Source organism: Pseudoalteromonas sp. NZS11, from assembly GCF_015864765.1.
Taxonomy (GTDB): domain Bacteria; phylum Pseudomonadota; class Gammaproteobacteria; order Enterobacterales; family Alteromonadaceae; genus Pseudoalteromonas; species Pseudoalteromonas arctica.
Window position 1 is genome coordinate 212147 of record NZ_JADYWP010000001.1, and the last position, 17938, is coordinate 230084.

Sequence of the window (17938 nt, forward strand, 5' to 3'; positions counted from 1 at the left end):
CCAATATACTTAGATTAATTTAAATTTTTATGGAAATAATATGTTAAACAATAAAACAGTTTTAATCACGGGTGGCACTGGATCATTCGGTAAGAAATTTATAGAAACTATTTTAGCGCGCTACCCAGATGTAAAAAAAATAATCATCTATTCGCGTGACGAATTAAAGCAATCTGTAATAAAACAAAAATACCCAGCATACGATTACCCGCAATTACGTTTTTTTATTGGTGATGTTCGCGACAAAGAACGTTTAACGCAAGCCTGTGAAGGTGTTGATGTAATTATTCACGCAGCAGCTATTAAGCAGGTTGATACCGCTGAATACAATCCAACAGAATGTATTCGTACAAACATAGATGGTGCTGAAAATGTTATTCATGCTGCATTAGCATGTGGTGTAAAAGATGTTGTTGCTCTATCGACAGACAAAGCATGTGCACCAATTAACTTATACGGTGCAACTAAATTAGCATCAGATAAATTATTTGCTGCTGCTAACAATATTCGCGGCTCTAAAGATATTAAATTTAGCGTTGTTCGTTATGGTAATGTAATGGGCTCTCGCGGCTCTGTTATTCCTTTCTTTTTAGAAAAACGAAAAGAAGGTGTTTTACCAATCACACACAATGAAATGACGCGTTTTAATATATCGCTTCAGGATGGCGTTAATTTAGTTATGTTTGCCTTAGGCAACCATTTAGGTGGTGAGATATTTATCCCTAAAATCCCGTCATACAAAATTTTAGACATCGCAGAAGCCGTAGCACCTGAATGCGAAACGCGTGATGTAGGTATTCGCCCAGGTGAAAAACTACATGAAGAAATGATTACAGATACTGACTCTTTAAATACGATTGATTTGGGTCCTTACTACGCAATTTTACCATCTGTATCGTATACATACAGCGAGGAAGAATACCTTGCTCACCATAAAGCTGAAAAAGTACCGTTCGGTTTTAAATACAACTCAGGAACAAATACTGAATGGGAAACAGTAGAGGGTTTGCGTAAACTTATTATTGACCATGTAGATCCATCATTTGAAGTGCAAGGCTAACAAAATGATACCGTATGGAAAGCAAGATATAACTCAAGCAGATATTGATGCAGTGGTTAATGTTCTAAAGTCGGATTTTTTGACGCAGGGGCCACAAGTCCCCGCTTTTGAAAATGCACTTATGAAAGCGACAGGTGCGGATCACGCACTTGCCGTTAATAGTGCAACGTCAGCTTTGCATGTTGCTTGTTTGGCGCTTGGGCTAGGGGCAGGTGATACATTATGGACAACACCTATCACGTTTGTAGCCTCAGCTAATTGTGGTTTGTATTGTGGCGCATCAGTAGATTTTGTTGATATAGACCCCGCAACTTATAACCTTTGCCCTAAAGCATTAAAAGAAAAGCTGATCCATGCTAAAAAAGAAGGCGCTTTGCCTAAAGTTTTAGTTGCAGTGCATTTGTGTGGTCAGCCATGTGACATGAAAGCAATCCATGCGTTATCAGTAGAATATGGCTTTAAAGTCATTGAAGATGCTTCACATGCAATAGGCGGGCGTTACTTAGAACAACCAATTGGCTCATGTGAATACAGTGATATTACCGTGTTTAGCTTTCACCCTGTTAAAATTGTTACCACTGCAGAAGGTGGTGCGGCATTAACTAATAGCAAAGCACTTGCAGACAAAATGGCACTTTACCGTAGCCATGGAATAACACGTGACGAAGCATTAATGGAAAATGTATCCCATGGTGGTTGGTATTATGAGCAAGTGGATTTAGGTTTTAACTACCGCATGACAGAGCTGCAAGCTGCACTGGGTGTGTCGCAAATGAGTCGCTTAAGTGAGTTTGTTTCTGCACGTCATGAATTAGCTATGCGTTATTATGAAAAACTAGCCAGTTTACCGATTGTACTGCCTTATCAGTTACCTAAAACTTATTCTGGCTTACATTTATATGTTATTCGTTTAAACCTAAATGAAATTAGCAAAACGCATAAAGAAGTGTTTGACGAGCTAAGAGAAAACGGTATTGGTGTTAACCTGCATTATATTCCTGTTCACTTACAGCCTTATTACCAAAAAATGGGCTTTAAAAAAGGTGACTTTCCAAATGCAGAGAGTTATTACAGTAATGCTATTTCATTGCCGATGTTTCATGGTATGACCCATGAGCAGCAAGATGAAGTTATCAGTAAACTAACACTAATATTAGAAGCCTAATCATGAATATAGCAATCATCCCTGCACGTGGTGGAAGTAAACGCATACCTCGAAAAAATATTAAAGAGTTTCACGGTAAGCCAATGATTGCTTATTCCATTGAAGCAGCTTTAAAAAGTAATTGTTTTGATAAAGTAATTGTCTCTACAGATGATGCTGAAATAGCTGATACTGCAATACAATATGGGGCAGAAGTACCATTTATGCGCCCTGCTAATATTGCGGATGATTATGCAACCACGCTTGATGTAATAAAGCATGCTGTTGAGTATACCGAGTTACAGGAATGGGGCGTTGAAAATGTATGTTGTATATATGCAACCGCTCCTTTTTTAATACCTGAGTTTATCCAGCGCGGATTTGTAGAGCTGACATCGAATAATATAGATTACGCCTTCAGTGCAACAAGTTTTCCTTTTCCAATTCAAAGAGCCTTAAAGCTTAATGGTGCACAATGTGTTGAAATGTTTCAGCCAGAACATTTAAATACTCGTTCGCAAGACCTAGAAGAAGCATATCATGATGCCGGACAGTTTTATTGGGGTACTAAAACTGCTTTTTTACAACGAAAAGCTTTTTTTTCACCACAATCAAAAGCTATTTTACTGCCGCGTAAACGTGTACAAGATATTGATACCCAAGAGGATTGGGAGTTAGCCGAAGCACTATATAAGGCACTATCGTGAAAGTCGTTGTAAGAGTTGATGCCTCACAGCATATTGGTAGTGGGCATGTTATGCGCTGCTTAGTATTGGCGCAAGCGCTTAAGCTTGCGGGCCATAATGTTATATTTGCTACTCGTGAGCAGGTGTCAAACCTCAATGCTTTTATTCATAATAAGGGATTCAAACTAATTGATTTAGTTAAACCAAAAACTTGGCGAACACCAACTAATACTGCTGATTACTCAGCATGGCTACAAGTAAGTGAGCACCAAGATAGTCAGGATTTTATCAGTAAAGTTGGAAGTGCCGATTTAGTTATTGTAGATCATTACGGTATTAATAAGTTTTGGCATGAGCAGGTTAAAAGTAAATTAGATTGTGCGCTAATGGTGATTGATGATTTAGTAAGGGATCATAGTGCAACCATTTTACTTGATCAAACACTTAACAGGCAGCCTAGTGAATATAAAAGTACACATCCATGTACAGTATTAAGCGGAACGGACTACGCCTTATTAAAGCCTGGCTTTTCTGAAATACGTAAGTATTTGAAAAAACAAATCCCGCAAGAGCATGAGATTTTAATCACCATGGGTGGAATAGATATGCCTAACTCCTCCTTAAAAGTATTAAAAGCACTTTCAAAAGAAACAAAAAAAATACCCACTACTGTTTTACTAAGTCAGCGTTCACCAAATTACAGCCAAGTAAAAGAGTTTGCGGCAATTCATGCATCGTGGGTTAAGCATATTGAATTTGTAGATGACATGGCAGAGTTGATGAGCAAATTTAGTATTGCCATTGGTGCGCCTGGTTCAACTTCTTGGGAAAGGGCTTGCTTAGGTATACCATCAATTTTAGTGCCGATTGCACAGAACCAAAATATGATTGCAACGGAGCTTGAAAAAGCGCATGCGGCTATATTAATAAACTTGAACGACATAGATAGCGAATTACCGTTAGCATTGAATCGGCTTATTACAGATTGGCAAACTTATAGCAATAATAGCTTTGCATTGTGCGATGGTAGAGGGTGTGAACGAGCAGTGAATAAAATAGAAGAGGTTATGGGGATATGTTAAGAGTTACACTCATTTGTTCTGATAAAAATCACCCAGTTTTTAAATGTTTAGAAATGTGGAAAGAAGTAAACAGTAAAAAATATACCATTGATTTGTTTACATCAATAAATGAAGTTAGTGCACGCGGCGACATTCTATTCTTAGTTTCTTGCACAGAAATCGTAAAAACACGCCATAGAGAACTATTTGATCATACCCTTGTATTACATGCGAGTGACTTACCTAAAAACCGAGGCTGGAGTCCACATATCTGGGCTGTTATTAATGGTGAAAGTAAAATAGTACTTTCACTTTTAGAAGCTGAAGATAAAGTAGATACAGGTCGAATATGGAAAAAAATTGATATTCAGTTAGATGGCACAGAGCTTTATGATGAAATAAATAAAAAGCTGTTTGATGCTGAATTACTTTTACTATCTTGGGCGTGTGAGAATATAAATAGTGTGAAGCCTCAAGCGCAAGATGAGATCGCATCTAACTATCTGCGAAAGCGGACGCCAGAAGATAGTGAACTGAACATTAATCAATCATTAAAAGAGCAGTTTAATCAGCTTAGGGTATGCGATCCTGAACGTTTTCCTGCTTATTTCTATATAAATGGTTGCAAATATAAAATTAAAGTAGAGAAGTACTAAAATGAATAAATTTATTACAATTGAAGATAGAAAAATTGGACCAGACTTTCCTCCCTATATTATTGCTGAGTTATCAGCTAACCATAACGGCGATATAAATCGCGCATTTGAAATATTAGAAATGGCAAAGCGATGTGGTGCAGATGCAATTAAATTACAAACCTACACACAAGATACGTTAACAATAGACTCAGATAAACCCGATTTTAAAATTAATGGTGGACTATGGGATGGCAGAACTCTGTATGATTTGTACACAGAGGCACATATGCCATGGGAATGGCACAAGCCATTGTTTGCAAAGGCAAAAGAGCTAGGTATCACTATTTTTAGCTCCCCTTTTGATTCAACTGCCGTTGATTTATTAGAAGAGCTTGGGGCGCCTGCCTATAAAATAGCATCATTTGAAGCCATTGACTTACCATTAATAGAGTACGTTGCTAAAACAGGTAAGCCAATGATTATATCGACAGGTATGGCTAACGAAGAAGAAATTCGTGAAGCAGTCGAAACAGCAAGAAATGCAGGGTGTAAAGAGCTTGTTGTTTTGCATTGTGTAAGTGGCTACCCAGCCCCGTCAGAAGATTATAACCTCGCAACAATACCGGATATGGCTGAACGTTTTGATGTATTAACAGGGTTATCAGACCATACAATAGATAATACAACAGCGGTTACTTCAGTCGCATTGGGTGCATGTTTAATAGAAAAGCACGTTACGCTTAATAGAGATGGTGGCGGACCAGATGATAGTTTTTCACTAGAAGAGCCTGAATTAAAGCAATTGTGTCATGACAGTAAAATTGCATGGGCAGCCACGGGTAAAGTCAATTATGAACGTAAAGAAAGTGAAAAGGGGAATATGATATTTAGGCGCTCACTGTATGTAGTAAAAGATATTGCTGAAGGTGAGATGTTTACACATGATAATGTAAGAAGTATAAGACCAGGTTATGGACTAGCGCCTAAGTATCTACATGACGTAATAGGTAAGCAGGCTAAAAAAGCTGTTTTTAAAGGTACTCCTATTATCGATGAACTTTTTAGATAAGAGGTCTGATGAAAGCTTTAATTGACAAAAACTCCTTAGTGGATTTTTATGTTGCTTTTATAATCACAGTTTTACTTGCTGTAACTCAGATTGTTTTTGAATTAAATGTAAGGTACTTAGGCTTTTTCTATCTAGCTCTAGGTATCTTTATTATTTATCTATCATTTGTTAAATATCAGAATGTTATCTCTCTAAAGTCTCTATTTTTAATTGGGAACTTTTTTGTTTTTTTCATACCCTTAATATATATATCTTTTTTATTTGAAGGTGAGTGGGTCAGCTATAAGTTTAGTCCAGAGATATTAAGTGTCTCGCACATAAAGACAATTGGTTTACTCATAGGTATTGCTATTACCTCTTTTCTTTTTGGGTATATGTTACCTTCACCAGTTAGTGGAGAAAGTCACATAAGAAAAACACGATATATGAATATTGTTCTTCCAATCTTACTGTTATCATTTTTAGTTTTGATCTATCGAAGGTACGAGTTACTCCAATTTGTTTCTGAACATGGGTTTGAAGCCATATATAGTAAAGGCTTTTCTTCCTCTATAGTAGAAGCTATTTTTGCTTACGTATTTATAATATTAGCACCTATTGCATACCTTCTCTCAGAGTCCCTAAAAACAAAAAATGTCATTTTATGGCTTATTATAGCTGAGGCTATAATTCATGGCTTAGCTGGTCAAAGAGTATGGATTCTTACAGGAATAATCCAAGTTCTATTTTTAATAAACTTAGATTCAAAAATGGTTTTAAATGAAAATATGCTAAAAAGAATAAAACTTATATTTTATTTAGCAGTTTTTGCACTTATATCTGTTTATCTGATGGCTGCTATGCTGTTTTATAGAGAAGGTGAAAGCTTTGATATATTTTCGTTTTCAGTTTTTGATTATTTTATTGGCCAATTTGGCACTATAATTGGTCTTAAAATTGCTATCGATAATCCTACTTTTGTTTATGGATCTAACCTTCCTCCCCTACTAGATACCTTAAATCCACTTAGAAGCTCTGTTCAAGGCTTTGTAGATAAAGAGGTAGCAAATATTGGCTCCAGAGTTACTTACCTGAGTTGTGCGTCATGCTTAAGTGAAGGAAAAAGCTATGGTTCTTCTATTTACGCACAGCTTTACCAGTTTGGACTATTTGGTATTTCTATAGGTACTATGGCTTTGGGGTATTTAGCAAAATTAATAGATACAAAAAAAAATTATAGTTATATCTATGCTTTACTTGGTTTTTTCTTAGCAAAGCATATGTTGTGGTCAGCAAGAGGTGAGTACTTTCCTCACTATATAAATATACTGGTTATTTTGATAAGCGTAGCAACATTATATTTGTTATTAATCAGTTATAAATGGGGTAAAAATGGCTGAAGTAATTAGTTTTTATACTGGATATATCAATGCCTCTACAGGTGTTTCATCGGTTGTTAAATCTTTAGATAAAGGGCAATGGTCTAGTTTTGCAATGACTCATTCTATTTATTCTTTGGATCAACAATTCACAAGTAAGCCTGTTGGTCCAAAAAGCAACAGCCCCTCTCTGGGATATAATTTAAAAAGTAAATGTATATTGGTGCTGTCGTCAGTAAGAATGTGGTTATGGAGACAGGCGGATAAATCATCATTTATGGCTGTAATCTACTTCAAGCTTTTTCATTTAGCTCGGGCTGATAAGCTTGTTAAGTCATTTATTAGCCAGGGTACTGGTGATAAAAATTTAATAGTGCATGATATCTGGAGTTTAATAACCTTGCTAAAGCAAGGATACTCAATGGATAAAATTATCTTTGTTATACATGGAAGTAATGATCCAATTAGCTTTATGGTAGATGTTTTTCCTAAAATGAGAAAAACTAACTTCCTGAAAAATATAGAGTCTGACTTTTTGTTCGCTCTCTCAAAGGTTAAGTCTGTAGTTGTATTATCAGAAGAAAACCGTATTCAATTACAAAACAAGTATGGGGTCGAAACACAATTAATACTTAATGGTATACCAGAGTTAGCGCCCAAGCAGAGCAATATTGATAATTTAAACCTGCATATTACCGGCTCTTTATGCTCGCGTAAAAGGCAGTATTTACTAGTTGAAGCGATAGCAAAGTTACCCGTCAATTTTATTTCAGAAAATAGTGTTAAATTGAATATCTTTGGTCATGGCCCTGACTACAATAAGTTAAAAAGACGGATTTTAGAGCTTAACTTAGAGCAAGTAATTATTCTGCACGGAAACACCGATGCACCCTATAATAATTATAAATATGGAGATCTGATTTTAAGTATTAGTACAGAAGAGGGGCTGCCTGTAGCTTTAATAGAAGGTTTACGTTCTGGTTGTGTACCTGTTGTAACTGACGTGGGTGGATGTCATTTAACCGCTGCTAACGACAACGGAGTACTACTATCGACATTTGATGATGACTCATTAATTAATGAGTTATGCGTTGTTATTACAGAGTTAAGCAACATACAAGTAAGGGAAACTTTTGCTTCTAGAAGTTTATCATTATTTAAAAGTAGTTTTTCCAATAAGAAAATGGTGAGTTTGTATGCAAAAGCAATTTCTTCCTGATTACTGGGGGATTAATATTAAAGGTACATCTGTATGGTCTTATTTCAGGTTTAATCACAATAGATTACCAACATCTCAATATAAAGCACAATTTAAATTAAGTTGGAATGATATAACTTATTTTTTTAGGCTTTTGCTTCTCCGGTTTTCTAAAGCTGAGGTTGTAATTTTTTTAGCGGCTAGAAATGATTTATTATCACTTTTGAATTCTGAGCCTTTTGTAAGTAAGAAAACAGTAATATTCTTGAGGGAGGATGGGCATGGTGTACCTGGGAATGTATTTATAATCGAGGCTTTTAGGTACCTCTTTAGACTTTTATCTTGCGTTTTATTTTATCGTTCTTTTAAAGATTTACAAAGGCAGTTAAATTTAAATGGTTTAGATTTAAATGTGCATAATGGCAGTATCAAAGCAGCTGTTGGTGATTTTTATTTTAATAAAATATTATCATTTTTTCTTAAAGGAAAGGTTGTTTATTTTAGCAATTGCGTTGTTCCAAAAATAGAAAGGGTACAGCTTCGTTCTAATAGTATTGAAATTCAGCATGGTGTAATACATGATTTGCATCCTGACTATGCGAAGATACCGAAAGAATTTTTTAAATCACCTTTATTATGTTGGGGGGATTTTTGGAAGAGAAAAATTATAAATGTTGGTTTTTGTGGGACTCTTATTGTAGGGCCGGTTCCTTTAATTAAAAAGCCTTCAGAAAATTATACCGATTCTGTTTGTTTTTTTACAACGGTTAATGAACATATATCATACAAAATTATTGATTGCATAAAGCAACTTGGGAACGTTAATGCATTGTTGCAAATGCACCCAAGAGATCGTTTTGACTATGAAATCTCATTAGATAATATTTTAACTTGTAAAGGTTTGTCGCCACTAGAGGTTTTATGGCCTGTCATGCACGATAGTACATTGGCTTATGTTTGTGCTGAAAATAAAAAGAAGTTTATATATCTTGCTGGTGATAATGAAAATACGGATGAAATAATTAAGAGGCTTTTGGAAAAGTATAATGCGTCTCATGAGGATGATTATTATATTGCTTATTCTGCACGAGAGTTAGCCTGTTTAATTAGTCGATTATAACTATGCTATTAAAATTATTTTCAATGTCATTAAGAATGACAGCTTTATCTTCGAAACTTTTCATCTTATTCTATTTTGCAAATGTTTTATCCCCAGAAGAATTTATAAGTTATGGTATTATTACTGTTACCATAGCTTATTTGCAATATATTGTTGGTTTAGATATATATAATTATGCTAATCGTGAGGTAGCCCTTTCTAGTAATAAATATTCGTTATTGAAAATTGTGTCTAAGCAATATAGCTTTTATTTTTTTGTTTATTTTTTTGTTTTTTTACTTATTTCTATAATCGCTTTGTTTAATGAGATCGTGCCTTTTTTTATTGGCGAGAGTTTGTTTTTACTTGGCGGTGTATTAATTACAGAACATTATTTTAATGAGTGTTACAGGATGTGGGTTTTTAAAAGTCGACCTATTTTTTCTGCATTTTTATATTTTATCAAGTCAGTCGTGTTTCTTGCGGCTGTTTTCACCTTTAACTACCTATCAAGTGACTTAGGTATTCATCAGGTGCTGCTTCTTTGGTTTGTATCTAATTTAACTGCAATATTAATCTCAACTTTCCGCTTTAATATATTTTATGTTGTATACCGATTGTATTGTATGGATTATGTTTGGGTTAAAAAGGCCATTAAGTTTTCATATCCCTTAGTTTTATCTGCGTTGTGTTCTAAAGCGATATTTACATTTGATCGCTCCTTAGCTGGAGGATTGTTAGAGATAAAAACTGCTGCTACTTATGTTTTATTAATGAGTATATTTTTTGCTGTAAATAGCCTGCTAGATTCTGTGTTTTTTGTTTTTAAAGCCCCTATTTTAATTAAAAGTTCTAAAGGGAATTTTAGGGCTGTTTTTACTGGTTTTTTAAGAACAGGGGGGGGTATTAGTTTCTTTTGCGCGTTACTTTTTGTTCCTTCATTTTATGCGAGTATGATTGTTTTCCCCGATAAAGTTAGTGCCACTGATCTGCATATATTTGTTTTAGCGGGGGGAGTGTTTTTATTGTTCAATATTTCACAAATATATCATTATGGTTTATATGCACTAGGTGCATCCAAGAAGATTTTTAGCACCCAGTTATTTAGTTTAGTATTTTGTGCTTGCTTTTTTTTATCTGGGTTTGCAATGAATTTAACCTCATCAATAGAATTCTTTTTTCTATCTTTAGGCGTTTATTGCTGTTGTGTTTTATTATTAAAGCGAAGGGCTCTAATGTCCTTAGAGGAAAATAAGTAATGAATACCCCGAAGGTTGCTGTTTTAATGACAGTCTATAAAAATGATAACACCCTCTTAGTAAAAGAGGCGATAGATAGTATTATTTTTCAATCATATAAAAATATATGTTTATTTTTAGGTATTGACGGACCTATACCTGATGATTTAAGGGAATTTATTTTATCAATTGATTGTAATAACGAAAAGTTAAAAATAACATTTTTTGATAAAAACCGAGGACTAGCATGCACATTAAACGATTTAATAACTCAAGTACTTGAAGATAAGCTAATTAAGTATATTGCTAGAATGGACTCTGATGATATTTCATATCTTTCTAGAGTAGATAAACAAGTATCTCTTTTAGAAAGTAAGCCTGAAATATCTGTTTGTGGAACTTCGTGTCGTGAATTCGGGGCTTCATTTGCTTTAGAAGCAAAACATTTACCGCAAGAGCATAATGAACTCATCGATTTTAGTGTTACAAGATGTCCCCTTATACATCCAACGGTTATGTTCAGAGTTGAAGTTTTTAAAGGTGGTATAAGATACCCTGTTGATACCGCGCTAACAGAGGATATGGCTCTTTGGTTTATTTTATTGGTTCAAGGATATCAGTTTTACAATATTAACGAAGTTTTATTAGATTACAGATTAAATGAAAGTACGATATCTCGGCGTAATGGTTTCAACAAAGGCTTAAGCGAGTTCTCTATTAGAATAAAATACATGTTCAAGTTAAAAAGAGTGAATTTAAAAAACTCATTGCTAATTATTTCTAGACTCTTATTCCACCTTATGCCGCTAAAAATTATGGCGTATGCTTATAAAAATGCTAGGTGATTTTTACTTATACCAATTCATATTTACTAGTACTTATTTGGTTTGTTAATTGAATTTAATTATATTAGCAGACTCTAAATTATAGAGGCTTTAATGGTCATTGATTTACTATTTACTTTTTTTATCGCTTTTGCGGTGTTGTTTTTTATGCGTAAAGTGGCGCGACAAGTTGGTTTAGTTGATAAACCTTCTGGCCGTAAAGTACATACAGGTAATATACCTTTAGTTGGAGGAGTCGCTATATGTATTACTATAGTGCAATACATATATTCACACCCTGGTATGATTAACCACGCTAATTTGTTTATGTGTTGCATTGCCGGCTTGACCATTGTTGGGGCATTAGATGACAGGTATGACTTGAGCGTAAAAATACGCATGCTGATACAAACTCTTATATCTATAGCAATGATTTATTTTGCCCAAGCAGAGTTGGTTTCACTTGGCGATATATTAGGGTTTGGTGACATTAGCTTGGGCTATGGCTATGTAGGTGGGCTAATTACCGTATTAGCCGTTATAGGCTGTATTAATGCTTTTAATATGGTTGATGGCATAGATGGTCTTTTAGGTGGCCTTTCGGTAGTTACATTTGGTGCGATTGGTATTTTATTGAGTATGGCTAATGAGCAAAGCTTAAGTTATTTATGCTTGTTATTGGTTGTATGTATGATCCCTTATATTGTTATGAACCTGGGCCTTATAGGTCGTGAGCGTAAAGTATTTATGGGTGATGCAGGAAGTATGATGATTGGCTTTACTGTTATTTGGCTATTAATTGGCGCAAGCCAAACTCCAGGGAACCCTATGATACGCCCAGTAACTGCATTGTGGTTAATTGCATTACCATTAATGGATATGGCTGCAATTATGATACGCCGTGTTAAACAAGGTAAATCTCCGTTTAAGCCAGACCGTGAACATTTACACCATATATGCCAACGCTTAGGTTGCTCGCCTACACAAACACTTATTTTAATATGTTCAATTGCATCTTTATTTGCAAGTATAGGTATAATTGGTGAGATTTTTGTAATACCAGAATTTTTAATGTTTTATAGTTTTATAGTTATTTTTGCAGCTTATTTAGTTGTACTGATTAACTACTGTAAAATTATAAACTTTTTCAGACGTAAGTTAGACCTACCAGAAAAACAATATTCAGCGAGTAAGTAAAATTACTTGGGCGCGATGTAAATTTGGACAGGGTGAATATATTGTAGGCGAGGTTTCATACCTCGTTTTTGATAAAGTTAGCTAAGCGCGAAGTGAATTCGCACCTACAAAGAACGCGCTCATCAGGATATTCATCCACTTTTATTTTACAATTAAGCAAAAAATCTTAGGTGATTTACTCACAAATAAATTAAAAAGTTAATGCACTTTAAAAGCGCAGCTTAGGTAAAGCTCTGAGACCGTTGAGTAGTATCATTCGATGTTACATTTTAGCTAGAGCCTTTTAGCTAGAGCCTAATTTATAACTCTGATAGAATCATTTTATTACTTATTAACTAATCTTAAAGGATTAATATGAAAATTGCCGTAGTAGGTACAGGCTATGTAGGCCTTTCTAACGCTATGTTGCTAGCACAACACAATGAAGTGGTTGCATTAGATATAGACGAACAGAAAATTGCACTGTTGAATGATAAGAAATCACCGATTGTTGATACCGAAATTAGTGAGTTTTTAACACGTAGTGACTTAAATTTTACAGCAACTACCGACAAAGTAGCAGCCTATAAAAATGCAGACTTTGTAATTATTGCTACACCAACTGATTACGATGTTGAAAACAATTACTTTAATACAAACTCTGTAGAGGCTGTAATTAAAGATGCGATAGCGCATAACCCAAATGCAGCTATGGTCATTAAATCGACGGTACCCGTTGGCTTTACGCAAGGTATAAAAGAAAAGCTCGGCATTAGTAACTTAATATTTTCGCCAGAGTTTTTACGTGAAGGTAAAGCGCTACACGATAACTTATACCCATCGCGTATTGTAGTTGGTGAGCAAAGTGAGCGTGCAAGTGTGTTTGCTAACTTACTTAAGCAAGGCGCTATAAAAGAAGATATTGAAGTATTGTTTACCGACTCAACTGAAGCCGAAGCTATTAAGTTATTCTCAAATACTTACTTAGCAATGCGCGTCGCTTATTTTAATGAGCTTGATAGCTACGCTGAAGCACATGGCTTAAACAGTAAGCAAATTATACAGGGCGTTAGTTTAGACCCTCGCATTGGTGATCATTACAACAATCCATCGTTTGGTTACGGTGGTTACTGTTTGCCAAAAGATACAAAGCAGCTGCGTGCAAACTATGCAAATGTACCAAACAATATTATTGGTGCAATTGTGGATGCTAATACTACGCGTAAAGACTTTATTGCAGACTCAATAATTAAACGCAGCCCTAAAGTAGTTGGTGTGTATCGTTTAGTAATGAAAACTGGGTCTGATAACTTTAGAGCCTCTGCCATCCAAGGCATTATGAAGCGTATTAAAGCCAAAGGTATTGAGGTTGTAGTTTACGAACCAGTACTTGAAGAAAATGAGTTTTATCACTCACGTGTAATTAAAGACTTAAACGAGTTTAAGCAAATATCTGACGTTGTTGTGTCTAACCGCATGGTTGAAGAGCTTAGCGATATTGCTGATAAAGTTTATACTCGTGATTTGTTTGGTAGCGATTAACAAACAAAAGTTAAAGACTAAAGACTAAAGGTTAAAGACTTATAGTTGAAATTAGTGTTTTTTGTGCGTGAGCAAGCTTCACGCCTACGACTCAGCCGTATAATTGCGATGTTATTGTTGTAGGCGCCTTGCTTGCTGGCGCGTTTAGGCTTTTTTCGTGCGTGAGCAAGCTTCACGCCTACGACTCAGCCGTATAATTGCGATGTTATTGTTGTAGGCGCCTTGCTTGCTGGCGCGTTTAGGCTTTTTTTCGTGCGTGAGCAAGCTTCACGCCTACGACTCAGCCGTATAATTGCGATGTTATTGTTGTAGACGCCTTGCTTGCTGGCGCGTTTAGGCTTTTTTCGTGCGTGCGCAAACTTTACGCCTACGACTCAGCCGTATAATTACGATGTTATTGTTGTAGGCGCCTTGCTTGCTGGCGCGTTAGCAAATAAGCATAGCTTTAAAAGTTAAAGGCATTGAGGTAAAAGTACGGGCTTGGATAGAAGAGTCTAGGCAGTTATCAAAAATGATATCGGCCTTAATGAAAACTATTGAAACTTGGGATTAGGCTTTTAGTCTTCAACTTTCAACTTTCAACTTTCAACTTTCAACTTTCAACTTTCAACTTTATCAGCTTAAAGATTAGGAAATTATGAAATATTTAGTAACGGGTGCTGCTGGTTTTATTGGCGCGGCAACATGCCAAAAATTGTTAGCGGCTGGCCATGTAGTAGTCGGCATTGATAACCTTAATGACTATTACGATGTAAATTTAAAACTAGCTCGTTTAGCGCAGTTTGAAAGCCATGAAGCGTTTACATTTATTAAGCTTGATATAAGTGAACGCCCAGCAATGAGCGAGTTATTTAAAACACAGCAGTTTGATAAAGTAATACATTTAGCAGCGCAAGCTGGAGTTAGGTATTCAATAGAAAACCCTGATGCTTATGCAGACTCTAATTTAGTAGGGCACTTAAACGTGCTTGAAGGGTGTCGTAATAATAAAGTAAAACACTTGGTTTATGCTTCATCTAGCTCTGTATATGGTTTAAACGAAAAAACCCCGTTTGAAACAACCGACAGTGTTGATCACCCAGTGTCGTTTTATGCAGCAACTAAAAAAGCGAATGAGCTAATGGCGCATAGCTATTCTCATTTATATAGCTTACCTACAACAGGCTTACGCTTTTTTACTGTTTATGGCCCATGGGGTCGCCCAGATATGGCACCATATATTTTTACTAAAAAAATACTTGCCGGCGACACTATTGATATAAACAACAATGGCGATATGTGGCGTGACTTTACTTACATAGATGACATAGTCGAAGGTGTTGTTCGTGCCGCTGATGTTATACCTATTGCAAACCCAGACTGGAGAGTTGAAACAGGTTCGCCTGCTTCTAGTTCTGCTCCGTATGCAGTTTATAATATTGGTCACGGTAGCCCAATAAACCTAATGAAGTTTATTGAAGCTATTGAAGCTGAACTAGGCACTGAAGCTAAAAAGAACTTCCGTGAAATGCAAGCCGGCGATGTTTATAAAACTTATGCTGATACTACAGACTTATTTAATGCAACAGGCTATAAAGCGCAGGTTGGTGTTAAGCAAGGCGTAAGTGAGCTTATTAAGTGGTATAAAGACTTTTATAAATAAAGGTTACAATTTGTAAGTCATTTAAAAACACTGTTTTCAATTTGAGGCAGTGTTTTTTTATTGGCTTTTAATAAAGTTAAGTTAGATGAGCGCGAAGTAAATTCGCACCTACAGGGTGTGCATATGTTGTAGGTGAGGTTTTAACCTCGCTTTGGTAACGTTAAATTACATGAGCGCGAAGTAAATTCGCACCTACAGAGTATATATTGTAGGTGAGGTTTTATACCTCGCTTTTGATAAAGTTAAATTTGATGAGCGCGAAGTAAATTCCCACCTACAGGGTATTAAAAATTAGCAAATACACCTAACCTAGCAAATGTTTCCCCGTATACATCCTTTCCTTGATATAGCTCAGCTCCCCAACTTTTAGCACCCATTATTGGTTTACTCAACTTGCGTGTGTACGCTGTTTGCAGTTCGTAACTTGTTTTATAGCCTTCGTTTTTATTTTTAAGCATACGAATAGTGGTATTTAAGTTTTCTATTTTACTTAATTGCCAATGCCAGTTTACGCTCATCGATTTAGCCGGAGTGTAGTCGGTGTAGTCGTGTTCATCACCTGCCCAGTGGCCAATTACATTACCTGAATTACGGTTGCCATCTAAATAAATACCATTGGCATACCAAAGTTTTTGCCAATTACTGTGTTCAAACCGTAAGCTGTGGTTGTTAGCAATAAACGGTAAGTAAACACCAAAGCTATATGCATTATTGCGAGAGCCACCTAATGTATCTTCAAGTGCAACTTCACCATAAAACTCGAACGGTAGCGCATAAATACTATTGTTATAGGCAAAAGTAATTGAGCCTAATTGATCGCCAAGCTCAAAGTTCTCACCAAACTCATCAGCATCTTCTCTTCCTACGTTATCTTTACTTCCAGGGCTAAAAAAACCTTCTGTAAAGTCTTTTAAAGTAACGCTTCGCGGACCGCCACCAAGCTGCATTAAGCGGCTTAAGCCTATTGTTAAATTATCGGTTGCTGCAAAACTAGTATGTAAGCCAAATAAATATGGCTTACCTGGTTCATAAACTCTTGCCACACCTGTTTGCTTACCTTCTTTTAAAATTCCGCTTTGCTCTGTCATTTTACTAATAAACATATCGTAACGAATATTAAAGCTGGTTATTGGCTCTACATTACTAAGCGTTATAGAAGGCGTTGTTTTAGCTTGTGTGCTTAATAGCATGGCACTGTCGTTAAAAGGTGAGTACCAATGCTCACGATAACCTACATCTAACTGCGCGTATTTATTACCAAGATAAAAAAAACTTTGTGTAGGTAATATTTCGTCTTCGTTGGCAATACCTGCAACACTTACACCAAAGTAACGCCCGAAGTTAGCGTAAGCGCCACCCTCAACAATTAAGTTGGTTTTAGTGGTTTGGCCGCGTTGGTTAGGCAGTGTTTTATCTTTTGTACCAGCAGCAAGTGTTACTTTTGCAAATGTACCCGCATCACTTTGAATATAAGGGCTAAGTTGGTACGAAAGTGTTTGATATAGTTCTGGGTAAGTATGCCTAACCGTTTGCAGCACTCTATAAATATCGTGAGCTTTATAAGGCTTGCTCATAATATGTGTGTTTTTACTTACGGCTAAAAGTCGTTGTACTTGGTGCTCAAGTTCTGGGGCTTGATTTAAAGGTAAATAAGGTGATACGCCACCTTTAGCAACAGCATTTGCACTGACTGCCATCCCGATAAACAGTGATATTTTTTTGAGCATAATTATTCCGTTAGCAAAAATTTGTTTAAGTAAAAACGTTAACGCGAGGTTAGCAATAAACGCCTAAGTAAGGAAGAAAAAAGCGATATATTAGTGGGGATATATAGGAGTAAGCTATCATTCGCAGGTGATAGACGCTGCGTTAAATTCGAGCGCGTTTTTGCATGTAGTGTTTTGCTATAAAGCAGGCGGGAACGCATTTAATAAGTTATACCTACAAAAAATAGATTTATAAGTTATTTATTCACAAAGAGGTCAAGAGGGCGCTACGCTTTAGTGTAGGCAAAAGTAGGTAAGCTATTAAGTATAAATATTAAAAGCTTCGCTTTTCGCGTGAGCAAGCTCGGCGGTTACCGGTAAAGTTTGACGCCGTGGGTAAATTTACTTGTAGGCGAGCAAAGCTTGTAATTTCTGTGCTTTAGTCTCTTCTCATTTACTCCTCTTTTGCTTCTCTTTGTGCAATAAGGTTTTAAGTA

Annotated in this window: 15 protein-coding genes; 14 read left to right on the plus strand and 1 reads right to left on the minus strand. The window is 35.9% G+C overall.

The window, feature by feature from the left end:
* Window positions 1-40: 40 nt before the first annotated feature.
* The 14 genes from pseB to I6E82_RS00925 all read left to right on the plus strand — a co-directional run bounded on the left by pseB (window position 41) and on the right by I6E82_RS00925 (window position 15735).
* On the plus strand, window positions 41-1060 hold the full coding sequence (gene pseB, locus I6E82_RS00860; protein WP_197116400.1) for a UDP-N-acetylglucosamine 4,6-dehydratase (inverting): 1020 nt from the start codon (window positions 41-43) through the stop codon (window positions 1058-1060).
* A gap of 4 nt (window positions 1061-1064) precedes the next feature.
* Window positions 1065-2225 carry a UDP-4-amino-4,6-dideoxy-N-acetyl-beta-L-altrosamine transaminase gene (pseC, locus tag I6E82_RS00865; protein ID WP_197116402.1) on the plus strand — a complete coding sequence of 387 codons (1161 nt, stop codon included), beginning with the start codon at window positions 1065-1067 and terminating at the stop codon, window positions 2223-2225.
* A gap of 2 nt (window positions 2226-2227) precedes the next feature.
* Window positions 2228-2911, plus strand: a complete 684-nt coding sequence (gene pseF, locus I6E82_RS00870; RefSeq protein WP_197116404.1) for a pseudaminic acid cytidylyltransferase — start codon at window positions 2228-2230, stop codon at window positions 2909-2911.
* A complete protein-coding gene (gene pseG / locus I6E82_RS00875) occupies window positions 2908-3972 on the plus strand; it encodes a UDP-2,4-diacetamido-2,4,6-trideoxy-beta-L-altropyranose hydrolase (RefSeq protein ID WP_197116406.1) in 1065 nt (354 codons plus the stop codon). The genes pseF and pseG overlap by 4 nt, the downstream gene beginning before the upstream one ends.
* Window positions 3966-4607 carry a formyltransferase family protein gene (locus I6E82_RS00880; RefSeq protein WP_197116408.1) on the plus strand — a complete coding sequence of 214 codons (642 nt, stop codon included), beginning with the start codon at window positions 3966-3968 and terminating at the stop codon, window positions 4605-4607. The genes pseG and I6E82_RS00880 overlap by 7 nt, the downstream gene beginning before the upstream one ends.
* Window position 4608: 1 nt before the next feature.
* Complete coding sequence (gene pseI, locus I6E82_RS00885) at window positions 4609-5658, plus strand: pseudaminic acid synthase (protein ID WP_197116410.1); 1050 nt, start codon at window positions 4609-4611, stop codon at window positions 5656-5658.
* An 8-nt stretch (window positions 5659-5666) separates the two neighbouring features.
* A complete protein-coding gene (gene wzy, locus I6E82_RS00890) occupies window positions 5667-7037 on the plus strand; it encodes an O-antigen polysaccharide polymerase Wzy (protein WP_197116412.1) in 1371 nt (456 codons plus the stop codon).
* Window positions 7030-8235: a glycosyltransferase gene (locus I6E82_RS00895; RefSeq protein WP_197116414.1), complete on the plus strand. Its 1206-nt coding sequence runs from the start codon at window positions 7030-7032 to the stop codon at window positions 8233-8235. The genes wzy and I6E82_RS00895 overlap by 8 nt, the downstream gene beginning before the upstream one ends.
* Window positions 8213-9334, plus strand: coding sequence for a hypothetical protein (locus I6E82_RS00900; RefSeq protein WP_197116416.1), 1122 nt, complete (start codon window positions 8213-8215; stop codon window positions 9332-9334). The genes I6E82_RS00895 and I6E82_RS00900 overlap by 23 nt, the downstream gene beginning before the upstream one ends.
* A 35-nt stretch (window positions 9335-9369) precedes the next feature.
* Window positions 9370-10572, plus strand: coding sequence for an oligosaccharide flippase family protein (locus I6E82_RS00905; protein WP_197116418.1), 1203 nt, complete (start codon window positions 9370-9372; stop codon window positions 10570-10572).
* Complete coding sequence (locus I6E82_RS00910; protein WP_197116420.1) at window positions 10572-11396, plus strand: glycosyltransferase; 825 nt, start codon at window positions 10572-10574, stop codon at window positions 11394-11396. Before I6E82_RS00905 ends, I6E82_RS00910 begins: the two co-directional genes overlap by 1 nt.
* Before the next feature lie 93 nt (window positions 11397-11489).
* Window positions 11490-12572, plus strand: a complete 1083-nt coding sequence (gene wecA / locus I6E82_RS00915; protein WP_197116422.1) for a UDP-N-acetylglucosamine--undecaprenyl-phosphate N-acetylglucosaminephosphotransferase — start codon at window positions 11490-11492, stop codon at window positions 12570-12572.
* Between the two features lie 354 nt (window positions 12573-12926).
* A complete protein-coding gene (locus I6E82_RS00920; protein WP_197116424.1) occupies window positions 12927-14093 on the plus strand; it encodes a nucleotide sugar dehydrogenase in 1167 nt (388 codons plus the stop codon).
* Window positions 14094-14730: 637 nt separating this feature from the next.
* Window positions 14731-15735 carry an NAD-dependent epimerase gene (locus I6E82_RS00925; protein ID WP_197116426.1) on the plus strand — a complete coding sequence of 335 codons (1005 nt, stop codon included), beginning with the start codon at window positions 14731-14733 and terminating at the stop codon, window positions 15733-15735.
* A gap of 284 nt (window positions 15736-16019) precedes the next feature.
* Here the strand turns inward: I6E82_RS00925 and I6E82_RS00930 are convergent, their stop codons facing one another.
* A complete protein-coding gene (locus I6E82_RS00930) occupies window positions 16020-17462 on the minus strand; it encodes a capsule assembly Wzi family protein (protein ID WP_197116428.1) in 1443 nt (480 codons plus the stop codon).
* Between the last annotated feature and the right edge of the window lie 476 nt (window positions 17463-17938).

Coding starts and splice junctions, on each gene's coding strand:
- I6E82_RS00905 (WP_197116418.1), top strand. CDS start 9,370: ATGACAGCTTTATCTTCGAAACTTTTCATCTTATTCTATTTTGCAAAT.
- I6E82_RS00895 (WP_197116414.1), top strand. CDS start 7,030: ATGGCTGAAGTAATTAGTTTTTATACTGGATATATCAATGCCTCTACA.
- pseF (WP_197116404.1), top strand. CDS start 2,228: ATGAATATAGCAATCATCCCTGCACGTGGTGGAAGTAAACGCATACCT.
- pseI (WP_197116410.1), top strand. CDS start 4,609: ATGAATAAATTTATTACAATTGAAGATAGAAAAATTGGACCAGACTTT.
- I6E82_RS00930 (WP_197116428.1), bottom strand. CDS start 17,462: ATGCTCAAAAAAATATCACTGTTTATCGGGATGGCAGTCAGTGCAAAT.
- I6E82_RS00910 (WP_197116420.1), top strand. CDS start 10,572: ATGAATACCCCGAAGGTTGCTGTTTTAATGACAGTCTATAAAAATGAT.
- wecA (WP_197116422.1), top strand. CDS start 11,490: ATGGTCATTGATTTACTATTTACTTTTTTTATCGCTTTTGCGGTGTTG.
- pseC (WP_197116402.1), top strand. CDS start 1,065: ATGATACCGTATGGAAAGCAAGATATAACTCAAGCAGATATTGATGCA.
- I6E82_RS00880 (WP_197116408.1), top strand. CDS start 3,966: ATGTTAAGAGTTACACTCATTTGTTCTGATAAAAATCACCCAGTTTTT.
- I6E82_RS00900 (WP_197116416.1), top strand. CDS start 8,213: ATGCAAAAGCAATTTCTTCCTGATTACTGGGGGATTAATATTAAAGGT.
- pseB (WP_197116400.1), top strand. CDS start 41: ATGTTAAACAATAAAACAGTTTTAATCACGGGTGGCACTGGATCATTC.
- I6E82_RS00925 (WP_197116426.1), top strand. CDS start 14,731: ATGAAATATTTAGTAACGGGTGCTGCTGGTTTTATTGGCGCGGCAACA.
- I6E82_RS00920 (WP_197116424.1), top strand. CDS start 12,927: ATGAAAATTGCCGTAGTAGGTACAGGCTATGTAGGCCTTTCTAACGCT.
- wzy (WP_197116412.1), top strand. CDS start 5,667: ATGAAAGCTTTAATTGACAAAAACTCCTTAGTGGATTTTTATGTTGCT.